14 protein-coding genes are annotated in these 16,867 nt (G+C 45.7%); 9 read left to right on the forward strand and 5 right to left on the reverse strand.

Features of this window, described 5'->3' with window-relative positions; translation table 11 throughout:
- Positions 1-82 precede the first annotated feature (82 nt).
- The 7 genes from J4N40_RS11305 (at position 83) to J4N40_RS11335 (ending at position 6,725) form a co-directional block, all read left to right on the forward strand.
- On the forward strand, positions 83-949 hold the full coding sequence (locus J4N40_RS11305) for a DUF72 domain-containing protein (protein ID WP_064367988.1): 867 nt from the start codon (positions 83-85) through the stop codon (positions 947-949).
- Positions 950-1,042: 93 nt separating this feature from the next.
- Positions 1,043-1,780 (forward strand): carboxy-S-adenosyl-L-methionine synthase CmoA, encoded by a 738-nt coding sequence (gene cmoA / locus J4N40_RS11310; protein WP_005378398.1) that lies wholly within the window; start codon positions 1,043-1,045, stop codon positions 1,778-1,780.
- Between the two features lie 81 nt (positions 1,781-1,861).
- Positions 1,862-2,833: a tRNA 5-methoxyuridine(34)/uridine 5-oxyacetic acid(34) synthase CmoB gene (cmoB, locus tag J4N40_RS11315; protein ID WP_017820038.1), complete on the forward strand. Its 972-nt coding sequence runs from the start codon at positions 1,862-1,864 to the stop codon at positions 2,831-2,833.
- A 276-nt stretch (positions 2,834-3,109) separates the two neighbouring features.
- Positions 3,110-3,856 carry an ATP-dependent zinc protease family protein gene (locus J4N40_RS11320; protein WP_005378391.1) on the forward strand — a complete coding sequence of 249 codons (747 nt, stop codon included), beginning with the start codon at positions 3,110-3,112 and terminating at the stop codon, positions 3,854-3,856.
- Positions 3,857-3,867: 11 nt separating this feature from the next.
- A complete protein-coding gene (locus tag J4N40_RS11325; protein ID WP_005378389.1) occupies positions 3,868-5,373 on the forward strand; it encodes an inactive transglutaminase family protein in 1,506 nt (501 codons plus the stop codon).
- 3 nt (positions 5,374-5,376) lie between these two features.
- The gene (locus J4N40_RS11330) at positions 5,377-6,345 is read left to right on the forward strand and encodes an alpha-L-glutamate ligase-like protein (RefSeq protein WP_005378387.1); all 969 of its coding nucleotides are present in this window, start codon (positions 5,377-5,379) and stop codon (positions 6,343-6,345) included.
- Positions 6,346-6,572: 227 nt separating this feature from the next.
- A complete protein-coding gene (locus J4N40_RS11335) occupies positions 6,573-6,725 on the forward strand; it encodes a hypothetical protein (RefSeq protein WP_005378381.1) in 153 nt (50 codons plus the stop codon).
- A gap of 143 nt (positions 6,726-6,868) precedes the next feature.
- Here J4N40_RS11335 and mukB read toward each other — a convergent pair whose 3' ends face one another.
- The 4 genes from mukB to cmoM are packed head-to-tail and all read right to left on the reverse strand — an operon-like array spanning position 6,869 to position 14,172.
- Entirely contained in the window at positions 6,869-11,332 is a 4,464-nt protein-coding gene (mukB, locus tag J4N40_RS11340) for a chromosome partition protein MukB (RefSeq protein WP_176311283.1), read from the reverse strand.
- A gap of 2 nt (positions 11,333-11,334) precedes the next feature.
- The gene (mukE, locus tag J4N40_RS11345; protein WP_005378379.1) at positions 11,335-12,060 is read right to left on the reverse strand and encodes a chromosome partition protein MukE; all 726 of its coding nucleotides are present in this window, start codon (positions 12,058-12,060) and stop codon (positions 11,335-11,337) included.
- Positions 12,041-13,378, reverse strand: coding sequence for a chromosome partition protein MukF (mukF, locus tag J4N40_RS11350; RefSeq protein ID WP_205460885.1), 1,338 nt, complete (start codon positions 13,376-13,378; stop codon positions 12,041-12,043). The genes mukE and mukF overlap by 20 nt, the downstream gene beginning before the upstream one ends.
- Positions 13,379-13,380: 2 nt before the next feature.
- Positions 13,381-14,172 carry a tRNA uridine 5-oxyacetic acid(34) methyltransferase CmoM gene (cmoM, locus tag J4N40_RS11355; protein ID WP_025998624.1) on the reverse strand — a complete coding sequence of 264 codons (792 nt, stop codon included), beginning with the start codon at positions 14,170-14,172 and terminating at the stop codon, positions 13,381-13,383.
- Positions 14,173-14,286: 114 nt separating this feature from the next.
- Here cmoM and elyC point away from each other — a divergent pair, with 114 nt between their 5' ends.
- On the forward strand, positions 14,287-15,072 hold the full coding sequence (gene elyC / locus J4N40_RS11360; RefSeq protein WP_005387893.1) for an envelope biogenesis factor ElyC: 786 nt from the start codon (positions 14,287-14,289) through the stop codon (positions 15,070-15,072).
- A gap of 72 nt (positions 15,073-15,144) precedes the next feature.
- Here the strand turns inward: elyC and torR are convergent, their stop codons facing one another.
- Positions 15,145-15,855 (reverse strand): two-component system response regulator TorR, encoded by a 711-nt coding sequence (gene torR / locus J4N40_RS11365; RefSeq protein WP_005378370.1) that lies wholly within the window; start codon positions 15,853-15,855, stop codon positions 15,145-15,147.
- Between the two features lie 266 nt (positions 15,856-16,121).
- On the opposite strand from torR, the gene torD reads away from it, so the two are divergent.
- Positions 16,122-16,769, forward strand: coding sequence for a molecular chaperone TorD (gene torD, locus J4N40_RS11370; RefSeq protein ID WP_005378369.1), 648 nt, complete (start codon positions 16,122-16,124; stop codon positions 16,767-16,769).
- Positions 16,770-16,867: the final 98 nt, after the last annotated feature.

A 16,867-nucleotide genomic window follows, 5' to 3' on the forward strand; every position in this document is an offset into this window, starting at 1 on the left:
TGGGGAGGATTATAGCGTGAAATTACCTATTTCAGCAAAACTCTCGAAAAGTATTCACACGAGTAGCAAGCAGTAAAGAATAATGGATAACTTACCTCTTCGACTTGGATTGACGATGTGGTCGCACAATCAATGGCAACAAAGTTTTTACGGCAGCGGGACAAAGCCCGCTGAACGTTTAGAAAGGTATGCGCAAGTGTTTCATACCGTGGAAGGCAACACGACATTTTATGCCACACCGACGCTCAATACAGTGCAAAACTGGAGAGCCGCAACCCACGATGATTTTCGCTTTACTTTCAAACTTCCTAAAGCCATTACTCATGAGCAAATGCTAAGAGGTTGCAGCGAACAACTGAGAGACTTCATGAAAGTCATGGAGCCTTTGCATGACCGTGTAGGCCAATGGACAATTCAATTACCAGCCGCATTTGGTCCTGAGCACCTTGATCGACTGAAAAAGTTCTGCGCGAGCTTTCCACCTAACTTCCCTCTCGGTGTTGAGGTTCGCCATATGGCATTTTTCTCCAAAGGCGAAGAAGAGCGAGCACTTAACCAATGGTTAGTAGAGAATAATATTGACCGCATTATTATGGATAGCCGCCCAGTCTTTGCCGCTAAGCCCGACAATGAGGCGATTATTGATGCACAAATGAAAAAACCACGAGTCCCTGTTCACGCCATTGCTACCGCTTCACATCCTTTGATTCGCTTTATTGGTCATCCAGAAGAACAACAAAATTACGAGTTTTTTAAACCATGGCTCAACAAGTTGCCACAATGGATTGCCGAAGGTAAACAGCCATATGTCATGATCCATACCGCAGACAATATAATTGCGCCAGAGTTGGCCGCAAACCTATATAAAGACATACAAAAGCGTATCACACTCCCTGAGTTATCACCTTTCCCAGCTGACGATGGCAACTCGCAGTTACAGATGTTCTAACGCAACACATGACAGAGGCGCGAAATTCCCATAAAATACGCGCCTTTTTTGGTGCCTGACATTTTCAGGCGGCTTGTATGCAGAGACTTAGTTATGAACCCTAAGAGCAATCCAGATACTATTTTTTCGGCTCCAATCGATAAAATTGGGGATTTCACGTTCGATGAACGCGTAGCGGAAGTATTTCCTGACATGATTCAACGATCGGTACCGGGTTACAGCAATATCATTTCTGCAATCGGTATGCTGGCAGAGCGTTTTGTAAAACCTCACTCAAACATCTATGACCTTGGCTGTTCTTTGGGTGCTGCAACATTGTCTATGCGTCGCCATATCAAACAAGAAGGTTGCCAAATCATCGCAGTGGACAACTCTCCTGCAATGGTTGAGCGTTGTAAACTTCACGTCAACGCTTACCGCAGTGACACTCCTGTGGATGTAGTAGAAGCAGACATTCGCAATATCGAAATTGAAAACGCATCCGTTGTGGTATTGAACTTCACACTGCAGTTCCTTTCTCCAGAAGACCGCTATGCTCTACTAGAGAAAATCTACGCGGGTCTGCTTCCGGGCGGTATTTTGATTCTGTCTGAAAAGTTCGTGTTTGAAGATGAAGTGTCGAACGAGCTGTTAATTGACCTTCACCACGACTTTAAACGTGCGAATGGTTATAGCGAACTAGAAATCAGCCAAAAGCGCAGCGCGATAGAAAACGTAATGCGCCCAGATTCAAAGAAAGAACATAAAGAGCGTTTCGCTAAAATTGGCTTTTCTAGCTATGACGTTTGGTTCCAATGCTTTAACTTCGGCTCCATGTTCGCGATTAAATAGACCATGCATACCAAGCCTGAACCATACCGATTTCGGCTTTTGTTAATAATTTATACCCATCAACTCAGCGATTAACTAACTATGTTTAACTTTGCAAATTTCTACCAATTGATTGCCCAAGACACCCGTCTTCAACCTTGGCTTAATGTGCTTCCACAACAGCTAACGGATTGGCAAAATGCAGAGCACGGTGACTTTGGTCGCTGGTTGAAAGCCCTGAACAAAATCCCAGCGGGTAGACCGGACAACATCGACATTGTTGATTCTGTCACGATTTCAAACAATGAGCCCATGCCTCAAGGGGAACTTAAAAAGCTAGAAAGCTTACTTCGTACATTCCATCCTTGGCGCAAAGGCCCATACAACGTACACGGCATCCATATTGATACTGAGTGGCGCAGTGATTGGAAATGGGACCGCGTGCTTCCACATATTTCTCCATTAAAGAATCGCAGCGTACTCGATGTAGGTTGTGGTAACGGCTACCACATGTGGCGCATGCTAGGCGAAGGTGCACGCTTAACTGTCGGTATCGATCCATCTCACCTGTTCCTGATTCAGTTCGAAGCAATTCGTAAACTAATGGGCGATGACCAACGTGCACACCTACTGCCATTGGGCATTGAACAACTACCTAAGTTGGAAGCGTTCGATACGGTATTCAGCATGGGCGTGCTTTACCATCGCCGCTCGCCTCTCGATCATTTAGTGCAACTAAAAGATCAATTGGTATCTGGAGGTGAACTCGTATTGGAAACACTCGTGATTGAAGGTGATGAGAATGCAGTACTGGTCCCGACTTCTCGTTACGCGCAAATGCGTAATGTCTATTTCTTCCCTTCAGCAAAAGCCCTAAAAGTGTGGCTAGAATTGGTCGGTTTTGAAGATGTTCGTATCGTTGATGAAAACATCACGTCCGTAGACGAACAACGTACCACAGATTGGATGACGCATAACTCTCTACCTGACTACTTAGATCCGAACGACCCAAGCAAAACTGTAGAAGGCTATCCTGCCCCTCGCCGCGCGGTTCTTGTCGCTCGCAAATCATAATTCGCTGAGATTCCTGACATTGTCTTAACTCATTTTACGAGTTAAGACATTACCCTCTTTCCTCGTAATGAGCGAGTTTGTTTTTTGAATCCATTTTTCACGTCAAAATATAAGCACGCTCTAAATAAGGATGCGCTTTTATGTCCTTGATTTTTGGCTTTTCATCACTATTCCTCAAACAATAAGTAATAGAGAAACATTCTTACTTGTGAGGCTTTATCGATATAAGCTAAACTCCTAAAAAATAAACAACTTAATCCAATCCCAAGGTTTTCAATGTTATTACGATTGACCCCGATTGTTGCCATCGCCTTACTATCTGGATGCTCACTAACCAAAGGCGAACAGTACCACCAAGAAACGTTAGCGGCGATTCAAAATTCAGAAGCGAATGTCAATAATCGCATTACCAACCTAGAGCTACAGCTCAGCAACCAATCGGACTATATCGACAGCCTTGAAGAACAAGTCGATAAACTACAGGTTGAACTTCTTACATTTCGCGATGAAGCAATGGCAGAAGTAAAAAAACCGAAAGAGCCGATTATTGTCCAATCTCCCGCTCCTGTGGAACCAACCCCAACTCACGATATTGTCCTTGGCTCTATCGAAAAGGTCACTGTAGAGTCGATTAAGCAAACTTTTGATGCACGTATCGACACTGGTGCCGCGACGTCGTCTTTAAATGCCGTTGATATTGAAGAGTTCGAAAGAAATGGTAAAAAATGGGTCCGATTCCACTTAGCAGACACCAGTAAATCCGAAGAAGAGAAAAGTACTTGGATCGAAGCTCCTGTCATTCGCTACGTCAAAATCCGCCAGGTTACCAGTGAAGAGTTAGAACGCCGCGCTGTGGTAGAACTTTGGGTGCGCGTTGGAAAAATTCATGAAAAAGCGCAATTTACGTTGGCAGATCGCTCACATATGAACCATCCTATTTTACTGGGTAGAGAATTTATGCGCGACATAGCACTTGTCGATGTAAGTCGTACCTATATCCAAACGGACGAAGATAAAAAATAATAAGGTAGATTATGACGTCAAAAATACCGTTTTACCTTTCTATCATCTTATTGGTGATTGCGGGCATTGCTCTGAGTGTTTTCAGACATGAAAACTACGGCGTGCCTTGGACGCCAGGCGAAACTCGCCAGGTGTGGGATGTAGAAGCTCGTATTGAGTTCAATGCTAACGGCAACGAAGTAAAAGCGTCACTTGCAGCACCTCATACGCAAAGTGGTTACACACTTATAGGTGAATCTGCTTCCTCATCAGGTTATGGCGTTTCCTACATCAATGACGATTCAGGCCGTCGTGCAGAATGGTCAATTCGCCAAGCTCAAGGGCCACAAACCATATACTACAAAGCCCAGTTCTTAGTAGACCCTCAGGCTAAAGTCACTCCTTTACCGCCAACGGAAGACATTACGCCACCAACGCTATCAGCACCACAAGCAGCAGCGGCAAATGCCCTTATCGAACGTGCGATGAGTCGCTCAGCCGATAATGTGACGTTTACTCGTGAGCTTATCAAAGCGCTTAATGACCCAGATAGCCAAAACTCGTCGCTACTACTGAACGATTTCAGCCGTACTGATGCACTACATAACATTTTGCTTACCGCAGGTATACAGAGCAAAACCGTCGGTGTTATCGAACTAGAAGATGGTCGTCGACGCCAAACAATTCAACCAATGGTTCAGGTTTGGTCAGGTAAAGATTGGGTACTGTTTTCGCCAAAATCCGAACAAAAAGCAGTGAAACCCAACTTGTTAGTGTGGGATGAATCAAACGTATCCTTGCTTGACCTTGTTGGTGGTAAAAATAGCCAAGTGCATTTCTCGATGATTAAGCAAGAAATGACACCACAACAAGCTACAAACAACAAAATAGAAGCAGATGGATTACTGAATATTTCAATTCATAGCCTACCTTTGGAAGAGCAAGCGATGTTCAAAACCATTATGCTCATCCCTATCGGTGCTCTGATCGTTGTGTTCTTGCGTGTGATTATCGGCCTGAAAACATCCGGTACCTTCATGCCTGTGTTGATTGCCGTTGCTTTTGTTCAAACTCAACTATTAACGGGTATTGTCGGTTTCTTGCTAATTGTAGGTACAGGCCTGATTATTCGAAGCTATTTGTCTAGGTTGAACTTATTGCTGGTAGCAAGGATATCTGCGGTCATTATTACCGTTATCATGATCATCTCGGTGTTCACCGTTGTTGCGTTTAAGATGGGCTTAACGGAAGGCCTAACAATTACCTTCTTCCCTATGATCATCTTGTCTTGGACGATTGAACGTATGTCAATCCTATGGGAAGAAGAAGGTGCGAAGGAAGTTGCTCTGCAAGGTGGTGGTTCATTGCTGACAGCGGTATTAGTTTATCTTGCAATGACGAACTCATACATTCAACACTTAACCTTTAACTTCATTGGTCTACAGTTGATTGTTCTGGCCGGTATTCTATTACTAGGTACTTACACAGGTTACCGCCTCACTGAGCTACGACGCTTCAAACCACTAGCGGAGGACTAAACGATGTTCGAAAGTTTTACTTCGCCGTCTAAGCTTCGCCATAAAGGCATTATGGGGATGAACAAGCGTAACCACAGCTATATTGGCCGTTACAATGATCGTTCTAAATACCCACTTGTCGATGACAAGCTAAAGACCAAAATTATTGCACAGGCAGCAGGAGCAACAGTTCCTGCCCTGATCGGTGTCATTCATAACCAAGCTGAAGTTAAGACTATCCACAAAATGGTTGAGAACTGGCCTGGTTTTGTAATCAAACCTGCACAAGGTAGTGGCGGTAAAGGCATTCTGGTTGTTACGTCTCACAAAAACGGGGTATATACCAAACCCTCCGGCTCTACAATTGGTAGGGATGAGGTCGAGCGTCACATTAGTAATGCGCTAGCTGGCCTTTTCTCTCTTGGTGGTAAAAATGACGTTGCTGTGGTTGAAAACTTAATCAAGTTTGATGACTGTTTTGATGGCTTCAGTTATGAAGGCGTACCAGATGTTCGGATCATCGTATTTAAAGGTTATCCAGTTATGGCGATGATGCGCTGCTCTACAGCGGCTTCCGACGGCAAAGCAAACCTTCACCAAGGTGCGGTAGGAGTAGGCATTGACATCGCGACAGGTAAAGCCGTCAGAGCGGTGCAGTTCGATCATCCAGTGACTCATCACCCTGATACAGGTAAAGACCTTTCGACCCTTCAAGTACCGCATTGGGAGCGCTTGCTGGAGCTTGCGTCAAGTGCCTGGGAAATGACAGGTTTGGGATACATGGGTACGGATATGGTGCTGGATAAAGATGAAGGACCTATGGTTTTAGAGCTTAACGCTCGCCCTGGTCTGGCTATCCAAATCGCTAATGGTGCAGGCTTGCTTCCTCGTTTGAAACACATAGAGAGCCTTGGCACACCTGCTGAGTATCCAAAACCGATTGAACGCGTCGCTTACGCGGCAGAGCAGTTCGGTGTGAAGCCGTTGTTCTAACCCTCCGACATAATGTTCGTTATTACTCGCCAGTAATTGTCATGATTACTGGCGTTTTTGTTCCCGCATCCAAAAACCTTGCACTTGCTCTCCTTATTAAACACATCCTTCTCATATATAAGTTGAATCAATGATCGAGCTAACAAAATCAACATAGATCGTTTCTTTTCTACTTTGCCTTTTGAGTATGATGAGAGCTCCCCTTACTCAACTTGAGAGGTTGGGAAATGCTAATAAAAGAAACAAATAATGATGAACCAGAGCTTGAAGAACAAGAGAGCTTAGACCAACACCTACAACGCTTGTCTGAGCTTTCTGTCCAAGCACTCGAAGAGCTTGCTGAAATGATCGAAGTCAGGGACGATATTCCAGAGGAATAAACGTCGCTTCCTCATTAAGTTCCGTTAATAAGCCGAGACTGCCGTCCTACAGTCTCGGCTTATCTTATGTATTTCGAAGCCTGCCTCGCAAACAGATACAAAAACGCCCGCGTTCATTGCGGGCGTTTTGTTAGATTCGAAGTTTACGATTCAAACTCTTCAATCATCTCTTGTGCTTCGGTCTTAGGTTTATCCGTTTGACCAAAACCGCGCAGACCCACTACGTGTACGTGTTCGTGGTCTTTAAACACCTTACGCACCAGTTTGTAGGTCGTACCTTTCTCTGGGCTGATGTTTTCTGGTGCCGCGATAAGAAGCTGCATATCCAGACGGTCACACAATTCGAACAATGTCGCGATCGATTTCGCATCCAGACGCGCTGCTTCATCTAAGAACAGCAGACGACAAGGCACAATGTCTTTACTGCGCAGGCGGCGTGATTCTTCTTCCCAGCTTTGAACAACCATCAGTAGGATTGACTGACCAGTACCGATCGCCTCACCTGTTGATAGCGCGCCAGACTCAGCCTGTAGCCAACCATCTGTACCACGGTTCACTTCTACACTTAGCTCTAGGTAGTTACGGTAATCCAGTAGCTCTTCACCCAGAACCTGAGGAGAACGTTGACCCATATCGATGTGTGGGTTCACGCGTTGGAACAGCTTCGCTATTGCTTCAGAGAAGGTAAAGCGAGTCGATTCAAACAGATCTTTATGCTGCTCTTGTTGTGTCGCTAGGCCGTTCAGTAGCACTTCGTGACTTTCGCGGATCTTCACGTTTAGACGTACGCCCTTCACCTGACCAAACGAAATGTTCGACAGGCCTTGGTTCAGCATACGAATACGGTTTTGCTCACGCTGAATCGTCTTCTTGATGATGCTCGCTACCGACTCAGAGCTGATCGCTAGGCGGTTTTCACGTTGCGTTAGCTCTTCTGTTAGACGCGCTAGCTCCACTTCCATCTCTTCGATCGCTTCAACTGGATCATCAGTACGGATGATATCCTGACGAATGCGCTCGCGAAGATGTTGGTAAACCGCGATGTAGAACAGAACTTTACGCTCTGGACGTGCATTGTCTTCTGATAGACGCAGCGCATCACGCAGGTCGTCATTGTTCGCAACAGCTAGACGCAGCGCACCCAATGATTTATCCGACATTGAACGCAGTTCATCCGCAGACATGTAAGCCAGTTCACGCTTGTGTAGACGACGCTCAACATCGTTCTCGCGCGCCAGACGAAGTACTGAACACCAGCCAGCTTTCGCAGCAACCACGAACGTACGCAGCTCAACGTATTCTTTCTGAACTTTCTTCAGACGTTTTGCCAAGCCTTTCATCTCTAGTTCAGTAGAGGTGATCGTGCGCTCGTATTCGCTCTTACGGCTGCGAGACGTGTGTAGACGCTCGTGCAATTCGTCACGACGACGCATTGCGCGCTCTTCCGCACCTTCGTCCGCATTAACACCAAACTCTTGAAGTTCTTGTTTGAACTCTTGAACCGTTTCCAGTTTCGCTTGGTGTGAACTCTTCAATGATGCCAATACTTGGTTGTATTGGTTCATTTGACCCTGCGATTGCTTCAACTCTTCACGAGAGCGAGTACGCATTTGTTCAGCTTGAACCAGTTTAGCTTTTAGCTGCTCACTCAGTTCGCTACTCTTGTTCAGTAGGTCTACTGAATCTGAGTAAGCGAAGTAGTGACGACGTTCAACGAGATCCGAGAGTGCAAAGATTTGCTTCTTAAGATCTTGTAGCCGCTCGTCTGCCGCTTTGTATTCTGCTTCTAGTGCATCGAATTGCTCTGGGTCAGCATCAAGCGCAGACGCAATATTCTCTAATTGCGCGACGGCTTTTGCATGGTTGCTTAAGAAGTTCTTCGCCTCTGCAAGCTGAGCGATTTTCTCTTCTAGCTCATCAAAACGCGCTTGCAATGACTCATCTTCAACAAGCACCATGTGTGACGCTAGCTTGTCCAGAGAAGACAACGCTTGCTTGCTGGTTTGAAGCTGAGAACGTTGTTGTTGCTCTTTCGCATCCAGATCCGCCAGCACGCGAGCAATTTGGTTACGCTTATCACGAATAGTTGCCAGTGCTTGTTCTGGATCGGCGTCAAAAGCAACCTGAATGTGGTTAGACACAAATAGGTTAAACGCTTGGTACAAGCGCTGCATTTTCTGAGAATCAAACGCCGCTTTTGCGTGTTTCTCTACCACTTCTTCTCGTTCGTTACGCAGCAACTCTAGACGCTGCTCACGTGCCGCACGGCCAAACAATGGGATCTCAGGCAAGCGAGAGTAACGCATTTGGCGATCGTTCATACGAACGCAAACCGCGCCCTCTAACTCTTCTGCATCGAACGAGCTGTCATCAAAGGCATCGATGTCACCTTCAATGATGTACAAGTCTTCTGGACAGTCGTCTAGCTCTACCAGTTTCTCTTCGATGCCTGACAAGTCAGAAACGACGATAGCGTGACGAGCCGGACCGTACATCGCACTGAAGTAAGGCGCGTCATCAATCGTGATGTCATCGTAGATCTCAGACAGCAATACACCGCCCAGCGTATCTGCCAAACCTTTCAGGCGAGGGTCATTTGAACCACCAGGAGAAGCAAGACGCTCAATCTCAGAGTCTAGCTGGCTACGGCGCTCAGCAAGCTTATCTTTAGCTAAAGACAGCTCCCTTTCTTGTTCAAGGACAACTTGCATGTGGTTCATTACCGCATGGCGATCCTCAAGCTGTTCACCGCTCTGCTCTCTCAGTTTCTCTAGCGCATCGTTCGCCGCAATCCAAGCTGGTGCTATTGCTTCAAGCTTACTGATTTCTGCCACCGCGTTTTGCTCTAGACGGCGCTGTTCACCACGCTGATCACGAACTTCTTCTTGAGCTATCTCTAGTGATTCGATTTGCGTCGCATGACGTTCACGTTCTTGTTCAAACGTAACCTCATCGGTTAGTTCAACGTGATATTGCTTTTTGTATTCAGCAACCAGTTCACGTGCTTGACGCTGCTGGTTAAGGCTGCGTTCGAGATCACGGTGTTGTGCTCGCCATTGTTGTTCGTTTTGTGCAATTTGTTGTGACTCACGCGCTTTCGCAATTGCAGTTTTCGCATGTTCAGACGCGTCTTTGCGCTCAACTTGACCAACGATGCTTTGTACCAGTTTAAGCGCGGTTTCAAACTGCTCTGCCGCTGCAGAAGACATGTCCAGTTTGTGCTTAACCGATAGCAACGCATTGGTGTGTTCTGATTCTTTGCTCTTAAGCTCAGAGACAAGCGCTTGAGCCGATTCCGCCGTTAGGCTGTCATCGCCAAGTAGCTGCTTCGCTTTCTCCAGCGCTTGAACTGCTTGTTGATATTGAAGGGCGCGAGTTTGCTGAACGTCAAGAGCTTGCTGGTAATCAGCAAGTTGCGTCTTAAGGCTATCCACCTCTTCTTCTGCAACGGTAGCTTGCTCTTCAGCCATCATCACGCGTTCTTGCGCTTCTTCCACTACCATCATTTGTTCTTCAAGACGCTCGCTCAGCTCTTCAAGATCTTCTTGGTAGCGTTCGATCTTCTCTTGCTGACGCAGCGCGTTTTGCACCAGTTGCAAGTGATCAGAAGCCGCTTGGTAGTCTTGCTCTAAAGAAGATTCTGATTCGATCAGCAGTTCCAGCTCTTCTTGAACGCGATTAAGCAGATTGTTTTGCTCAATCAAGGTCTCGCGAGAACCAAATAACTCTGAACGCAAAGACAATGTCTGTTCTAGTTTTTTACGACGCTCGTTAGCATGGCGCATATAGTCCGCTGCCACGTAGTTAGTCGACTCTGTGATCAAGTGTTTGAACAAGTCACGGTCTGCTTGCGTAGTTTTGATCGCTTCTAGCGTCATGCGGTTTTCACGCAGCGCCGATTCCATATCTTGGAACGCTTTCTTCACGCCGCCGTTTTGTGGCAGAAGGTAGTCACGTAGCGAACGGGTAATCGCACTTGAGATACCACCGTAAAGCGATGCTTCGATCAGGCGGTAGAATTTAGAACGGTCACCAGAGTTACGCAGTTTCTTCGGAATCACACCGAATTCAAACATTTGTGCGTGGTAATCCACGATAGAAGAGAAGGCTTTAAATTGAACGCCTTCAAATTCTGCGATTGATTCTTTTACTTCATTGATTTGACGTACACGAGCTTGAGTCGCAGATACGCTTTCAACCAAGATATCTGTTGGTTTCACATGGCTTGGAAGACCTTGGATAACAAACGGTTTGATATCTACTTTCTTATCACGACCTGCAACTTGCTGCAGTTTTACTGCGAACAATAGGCGTTGGTTACGTGAGTTAACCACGTCAAGCGCCGCATAACACGCGCCCGGCTGTAGCTTACCGTACAGACCTTTGTCGCGAGACGATTGGCTGCTGCCTGCTTCTGTCGTGTTACGGAAGTGCAGCAGCGTTTGGTCAGGAATCAATGCGGTGATGAACGCCGCCATTGTGGTTGATTTACCTGCACCGTTACCACCTGATAGCGTGGTGACCAGACCATCGATGTCAAACGTACGGGCAAAGAAGCCGTTCCAGTTGACCATGGTCAGCGATTGGTATTTACCGCGTTCAATCATGCTCATGCTTCACCCTCTTCTGTTGTTTCTTCTTGGGCTTGGTCGTCTTGATCTTCTTCAGACAATAAGCTGCCTTGGCTTGGCTCTTTGGTGTGCACTACTGCTTCACCATCACGGATCAGACGCAGCTGCGCTTCACGCATGTCATCGCCAATACGTACATCGGCACCAAAGCGGAATACCGCTTCACTGATGCTGAATTTACCGGTTTCACCGATGTTGATGATCATGCCTAGACGGCGTAGACGACGAAGTGACGTACGTACTTTTTCAAACAGCTTTTCTTTATCAAGGTCGGAACCAGTCGCACGGTTCGTCACTAGCTTCATCAGCTTGTTTTCATCTGCTAGAGCAAGCAGTTCGTCGTACAGCTCTTGGTTAGTGAAGATGCCTTCGTGCGCAAGACGCTCCGGGCTTAGGTAAAGGAAACACAATACCTTACCCACCAGCATATCCAGTTCAGAAAGAACACTACGGCCAATCAGAGACGTTGAACGTGGACGAAGGTAGAAGAAACCTTCTGGCGCTTTCACCAATTCGGTGTTGTAGCGTTGGTAGAAAGAAGAAAGCTCAAGTTCGAAATCCGACAACAACGCGTGGTTGTCTAGATCTTCACTTGAGATATGACGCCCTGCTCGAAGCATGCTGTCTAGCGCTGGGAACAGAGGGTTAGAAATTGCTTTTGCCAGATTCTCTGACATGTATTCATTAGTATCGGTCGATGACATTCGCTTGTACCTTTGCACCAAATTCGTTGATTGCTTTCCAGTCTGGCTGAACAGCTTGGTAGTCGGATTCTGAGTAACCCAGACGTACCGCCTGATCAACGACAATGCGAGCTAAATCAAAGTGATGAGTGTATGGGTGTTGTGCAAGGTAATCTCGCAGTACCACGCTCAAGTCGATTGGTGTGCCTTGATCTTTATGCGCTTTTAGCATGTCACCAATTCGCTCTGCCAACTCATCATTGACTTGTTGAAACTCTTCGTATTCTACTTCCATCGGAACTTGACCCGTTACCTCGTCATCACGCAGTACTAGGGCTTCATCACGAAGGTCAGAAAGCCTTTCCGCATCTGCATAAGTCAGATACCAAGGCGCATCGAAGTAATCTTTGACGGATTGACGCAGACGCGAGCTAAACGCACGGTTCTTATCCATATCAATAGCAGTACGGATAAACTTGTGTACGTGTCTGTCATAACCAATCCAGAGATCGATCGCTTGCTGGCCCCAGCTTGTGATTCGGTCCAGCTTCATTTGCAGACCAAACAAGGCTTCTTCGATGAACTCCAGCTCAGGGTCACCGTAAACAATTTCTTGAATATCTAGGATCTGAGTTTGCAGTTCATCACTGGCAGCTTGCAGCGTATCTTGAAGTTCACGCAACGTGCTCGACGTTTCTGACAGTAGCGCCTCACAGTTGTTGATCGCTTCACGCCAGTCTTTGTTAAGCAGATCAGCAATCTGTTGTTTAACAGACTGTTGCTGCTCATCCATCACACGTTGGTTAAGGTCGATTTGATCGAAGATCTCGCCTACAGAATATTTTAAAACACCGTATACGTTTTTCTTCCAGTGACCCGGTGTGCCACCTTTTTGCGCTGCCTCAATCGCTTTCGCCATTTCATCCGCTACCATGGATAGCTGGATAGATAGACGCAGTTTTGAGAACTCACGATGACGCACGTAGTAGTCGGTTATTCCTATCGCTAATGGCGACAAGCGGTAAATGCTCGCTCCGTCAGTAATCTCACTGACAAAACGGCTCATAAGACGCTGCTTAACCATCTCGTTGATCGCATTGTTCGCACGAAAAGCGGAGGCTTCGCCGGTCTCATCAAATAGTCGAGTGACGATGGCAAATGCATCATGCAGTTCACCTTCACCCAGTTCTTCATCGAACCTTTCATTACTCAGTACGGCAATGGCTATCAAAAATGCCAATCGCTCTGTGGTCAGGTTCAACGAGAAATCGTGCTGCTTAACCCAGCCAACCAGCTCATCGATTGGTTGCTCTGCAGCATTGAGAGTCATCTCACTCATTGTTATTCCTGTTTATCGTTCTTTTTAGCCCACACATGAATGTAGCGGCCTAATGAGAGGTATGGCTCTTGTCGACAAAGTTGTTTTTCTAGCGCCAACACATCTTCAAACTCGTAATCACCCATGTATTCCATATTGCCTATGTAATCACTAAATGAGCGAATACCAGATTTGCCACAAATATTAAAACCTGAATTTTCTATCCACTGGTAGACTTCTTCAGGTTTTAAGCCTTTTTGCGGCTGTAGTTTAAATCTTTTTCGGTGAGGCATGCCGTCTAATATATGAGGAATGTTGCCACAAACCACGTTTTTATAGACTAAACCGTGGTGGTTGTAGAACATGACTGATGCGATGCCTCCCGGTTTTACTTGTTCTAGAACTGTTTCAAGTGCGGCCTTAGGATCAACCAGCCACTCCATCACAGCGTGGAACATAACCAGATCGACCTGTACATCCATATGTTCACCGATGGATTGGACAGGCGAATGAATCAGGCGATACTGCTCAAGCAAACCGTTTTTTTCAATATCCTGCTTAGCCAACTGCAGCATTTCCGAAGATAGATCACATAAAGCGATTCGATGTCCGAGCTTAGCAAGCTTTTGCGACATTTGTGCCAAACCACCACCAGCGTCCAACACTTCTAGGGGTTGCTGGTCAGCATCTAATTCACTTAGAATCTGTAGAAAATCTTCCCACACAATGATTTGGCGGATCTCCCCTTTATCGGAGCCGTAAATATTTTTTGCAAATTTGTGGGCGATATCGTCGAAATTGCGGTCTTCTGTCACTTCTGCTGAGTTATCATAACGGATTGTGCCGCTATTCTGGCACAAGGAAAGCAGGAATAAAGAGGGATACCCTCATTTTTATTATCAATTGATGTTTTTTCGGACTATTTATGTATGTTTGAGCTGAAAAAAGTAGTGTCAGCCATGCTTATGCCCCTTCCGGCATTGCTGCTGATAGGCTTGTTGGGTCTTGCTCTCATTAGTTTTACTACAAAACGTAAAACTGGCTGCTTCGTTGTTCTATTCTCTTTTGTTGGCATTTTTCTTGTTGCCTTCCAACCTGTTTCAACCAAGCTTCTTATGCCGTTAGAGCGAGAGCATAAAGCCTTTTTGCCAGTTTCTGGCACCATCGACTACGTGATGGTTTTAGGGAATGGTCATGTTATCGATGACGAAATTCCACCCACCTCGCAGTTAAGCCGTGCAGCATTAATGCGCTTAACTGAGGGCATTCGTATTTTAAGAATGTATCCAGGCGCGAAATTAATCTTATCCGGCTATGCTGGCGGATCTGAAATTAGCCACGCGCGAATGATGGCGAACGTTGCCCTTGCGTTGGGAGTCGCGAAATCCGATATCATTTTATTAGAAGATGCGAAAGATACGTGGGAAGAGGCGCGTCAAGCGGCTGCATTCGTTCAACAAAAGGAGATTGTGTTAGTCACTTCTGCGAGTCACATGAGCCGTGCATTGTATGAGTTCAACGCAGCAGGCATTAAACCAATCCCAGCCCCGACCAACTTCTTAGCTATTAGCGAAATCAGTCAACCTTGGGATAAATACTCACCTAAAGCGCGTTACTTAGAACAAACAGAGCTTTATTGGCATGAGTACTTGGGCAGTATTTGGCAAAGGTTGCGTGATACTGTCGGCCAAACACCAATGGTTGAAGCAAACTAGTATTATCTTGAAGCCACAAAAAAGGAGAGCCGAAGCTCTCCTTTTTCTTTTTACGATTGAGTTATGTTCCAACTAGTCACCAGCAAACATATAGCCTTCGCCGTGTACCGTTACAAAAATCTGTGGGTTCTTAGGATCGAACTCCATTTTTGCGCGCATACGTCGAATAAGAACATCAATGGTGCGGTCATTCGGCGCATCCACTCGATGGCTGATCATGTTCAAAATACGCTCACGACTTAACACCTGGTTAGGGTAAGACGATAATGCCACCAAAAGTTCATACTCTGCTTTAGTTAGTTTTACTGGCTCACCGTTGCGGCTAAGTGCGCGACGTTGAATGTCGAATGTCCACTCCCCAAAGCGCACAATGTGCTCTTCACTGGTTTCATTCGCTTTCGAGCTGCCACTGCGCGCTGCTGAAATACGCCACAGCAAGTTTTTAACGCGAACTAACAGCTCTCTCAGTTCAAAAGGTTTTGTCACATAATCGTCAGCACCCATTTCTAGGCCTACGATTTTATCAATGCTATCCGTGCGTCCTGTTACTAATATGATACCAATATCCGATTGGCTACGTAACTCACGAGTAAGCATCAGGCCGTCTTCACCAGGCAGGTTAATATCCAGCATGATCAGGTCTACATCGCCCGCTTGCAAAACTTCACGCATTTCTGCGCCACTCTCTGCTTCGCTGACTTGGTAGCCCTCATTTTGGAAATATCCCGCAAGCTTACTACGAGTTACAACATCATCTTCTACGACTAATACGTGATAGCTCATTTACACCACTTTTCTGTCTTCTTATTATCCAAGACGTATTCTATTCATAACTAGTAACATTTCTAGTCATAGATACATTAAAACGCAAGATTTAGCGTTTTTATTGATTCAAAACAAGCTTGCCCATTGCTATTAATAAACGGTCATTTTTGACCATAAAACATAACAATTATAGTTACTGCTATTCATTTTAATTGATTACACTTAGGGGATATCCCTAATTGACTTTGTGATGCATGACTTGAAGCATCATTCAGGAGCCCAAAATGCAAGAAGTGAAAGCTTTTAATGAAAAACGCGCTGAAATTTACTGGTGGTTTTCGAGCTTGTTCGCAAAAGAACTAACAGAGAAAGAATTGGAAGCCTATCACAGTGTTGAAATTCGCAGTTTTCTCGCAGGTTTAGGTGAAAATGAGTCGCTGAAACCAGCTGTTGATAGCCTAGTTGATGCATTGAATCGGTTACAAGATCGTGAAGATGCACAACTAGAGCTTGCAGCTGACTTTTGTGAACTGTTTTTGAAGACAGAAAAATACGGCGCTCTTCCTTACGCATCCATGTACATTGGTGAATCAGGTTTACTGAATGACAAGCCAGCTGAGGAAATGGAAAAGTTGATGGCTGAATTTGGCGTTCAAGTAGACGAAAACCTAAAGGAACCTGCGGATCACTTAGCCGTTGAGCTCGACTTTCTCGGGAACATGATTATCCGCTCAAACGAGCTTGAACAAGAAAAACACATGGAAGAAGCCTTCGTTAAACAAAACGACTTTATCCAGCAACAATTGATGTCTTGGTTACCTCAGTTTTCAGACAAATGTAAAAAATTCGACGAATTTGGATTTTACTCGAGTGTCGCGAAACTATTAGTTGCATTTTGTAAACTAGACAGCGCCTACCTTCTTGGTGAATAATTGCCGCCTATTTTTAGGGAGCCTGCCTATCGGGCTTCCTGTATGCCTGAAAGTGACCAATTGTAAGTAACTTGGGTATAATATTCGTTTGCCTTAAC

The sequence above is a fragment of the Vibrio sp. SCSIO 43097 genome (assembly GCF_023650755.1).
Lineage (GTDB): Bacteria > Pseudomonadota > Gammaproteobacteria > Enterobacterales > Vibrionaceae > Vibrio > Vibrio alginolyticus.

Coding starts and splice junctions, on each gene's coding strand:
- J4N40_RS11335 (WP_005378381.1), top strand. CDS start 6,573: ATGCTAATAAAAGAAACAAATAATGATGAACCAGAGCTTGAAGAACAA.
- J4N40_RS11305 (WP_064367988.1), top strand. CDS start 83: ATGGATAACTTACCTCTTCGACTTGGATTGACGATGTGGTCGCACAAT.
- mukB (WP_176311283.1), bottom strand. CDS start 11,332: ATGATTGAACGCGGTAAATACCAATCGCTGACCATGGTCAACTGGAAC.
- J4N40_RS11325 (WP_005378389.1), top strand. CDS start 3,868: ATGACGTCAAAAATACCGTTTTACCTTTCTATCATCTTATTGGTGATT.
- torR (WP_005378370.1), bottom strand. CDS start 15,855: ATGAGCTATCACGTATTAGTCGTAGAAGATGATGTTGTAACTCGTAGT.
- cmoB (WP_017820038.1), top strand. CDS start 1,862: ATGTTTAACTTTGCAAATTTCTACCAATTGATTGCCCAAGACACCCGT.
- mukF (WP_205460885.1), bottom strand. CDS start 13,378: ATGAGTGAGATGACTCTCAATGCTGCAGAGCAACCAATCGATGAGCTG.
- cmoA (WP_005378398.1), top strand. CDS start 1,043: ATGAACCCTAAGAGCAATCCAGATACTATTTTTTCGGCTCCAATCGAT.
- mukE (WP_005378379.1), bottom strand. CDS start 12,060: ATGTCATCGACCGATACTAATGAATACATGTCAGAGAATCTGGCAAAA.
- J4N40_RS11320 (WP_005378391.1), top strand. CDS start 3,110: ATGTTATTACGATTGACCCCGATTGTTGCCATCGCCTTACTATCTGGA.
- elyC (WP_005387893.1), top strand. CDS start 14,287: ATGTTTGAGCTGAAAAAAGTAGTGTCAGCCATGCTTATGCCCCTTCCG.
- J4N40_RS11330 (WP_005378387.1), top strand. CDS start 5,377: ATGTTCGAAAGTTTTACTTCGCCGTCTAAGCTTCGCCATAAAGGCATT.
- torD (WP_005378369.1), top strand. CDS start 16,122: ATGCAAGAAGTGAAAGCTTTTAATGAAAAACGCGCTGAAATTTACTGG.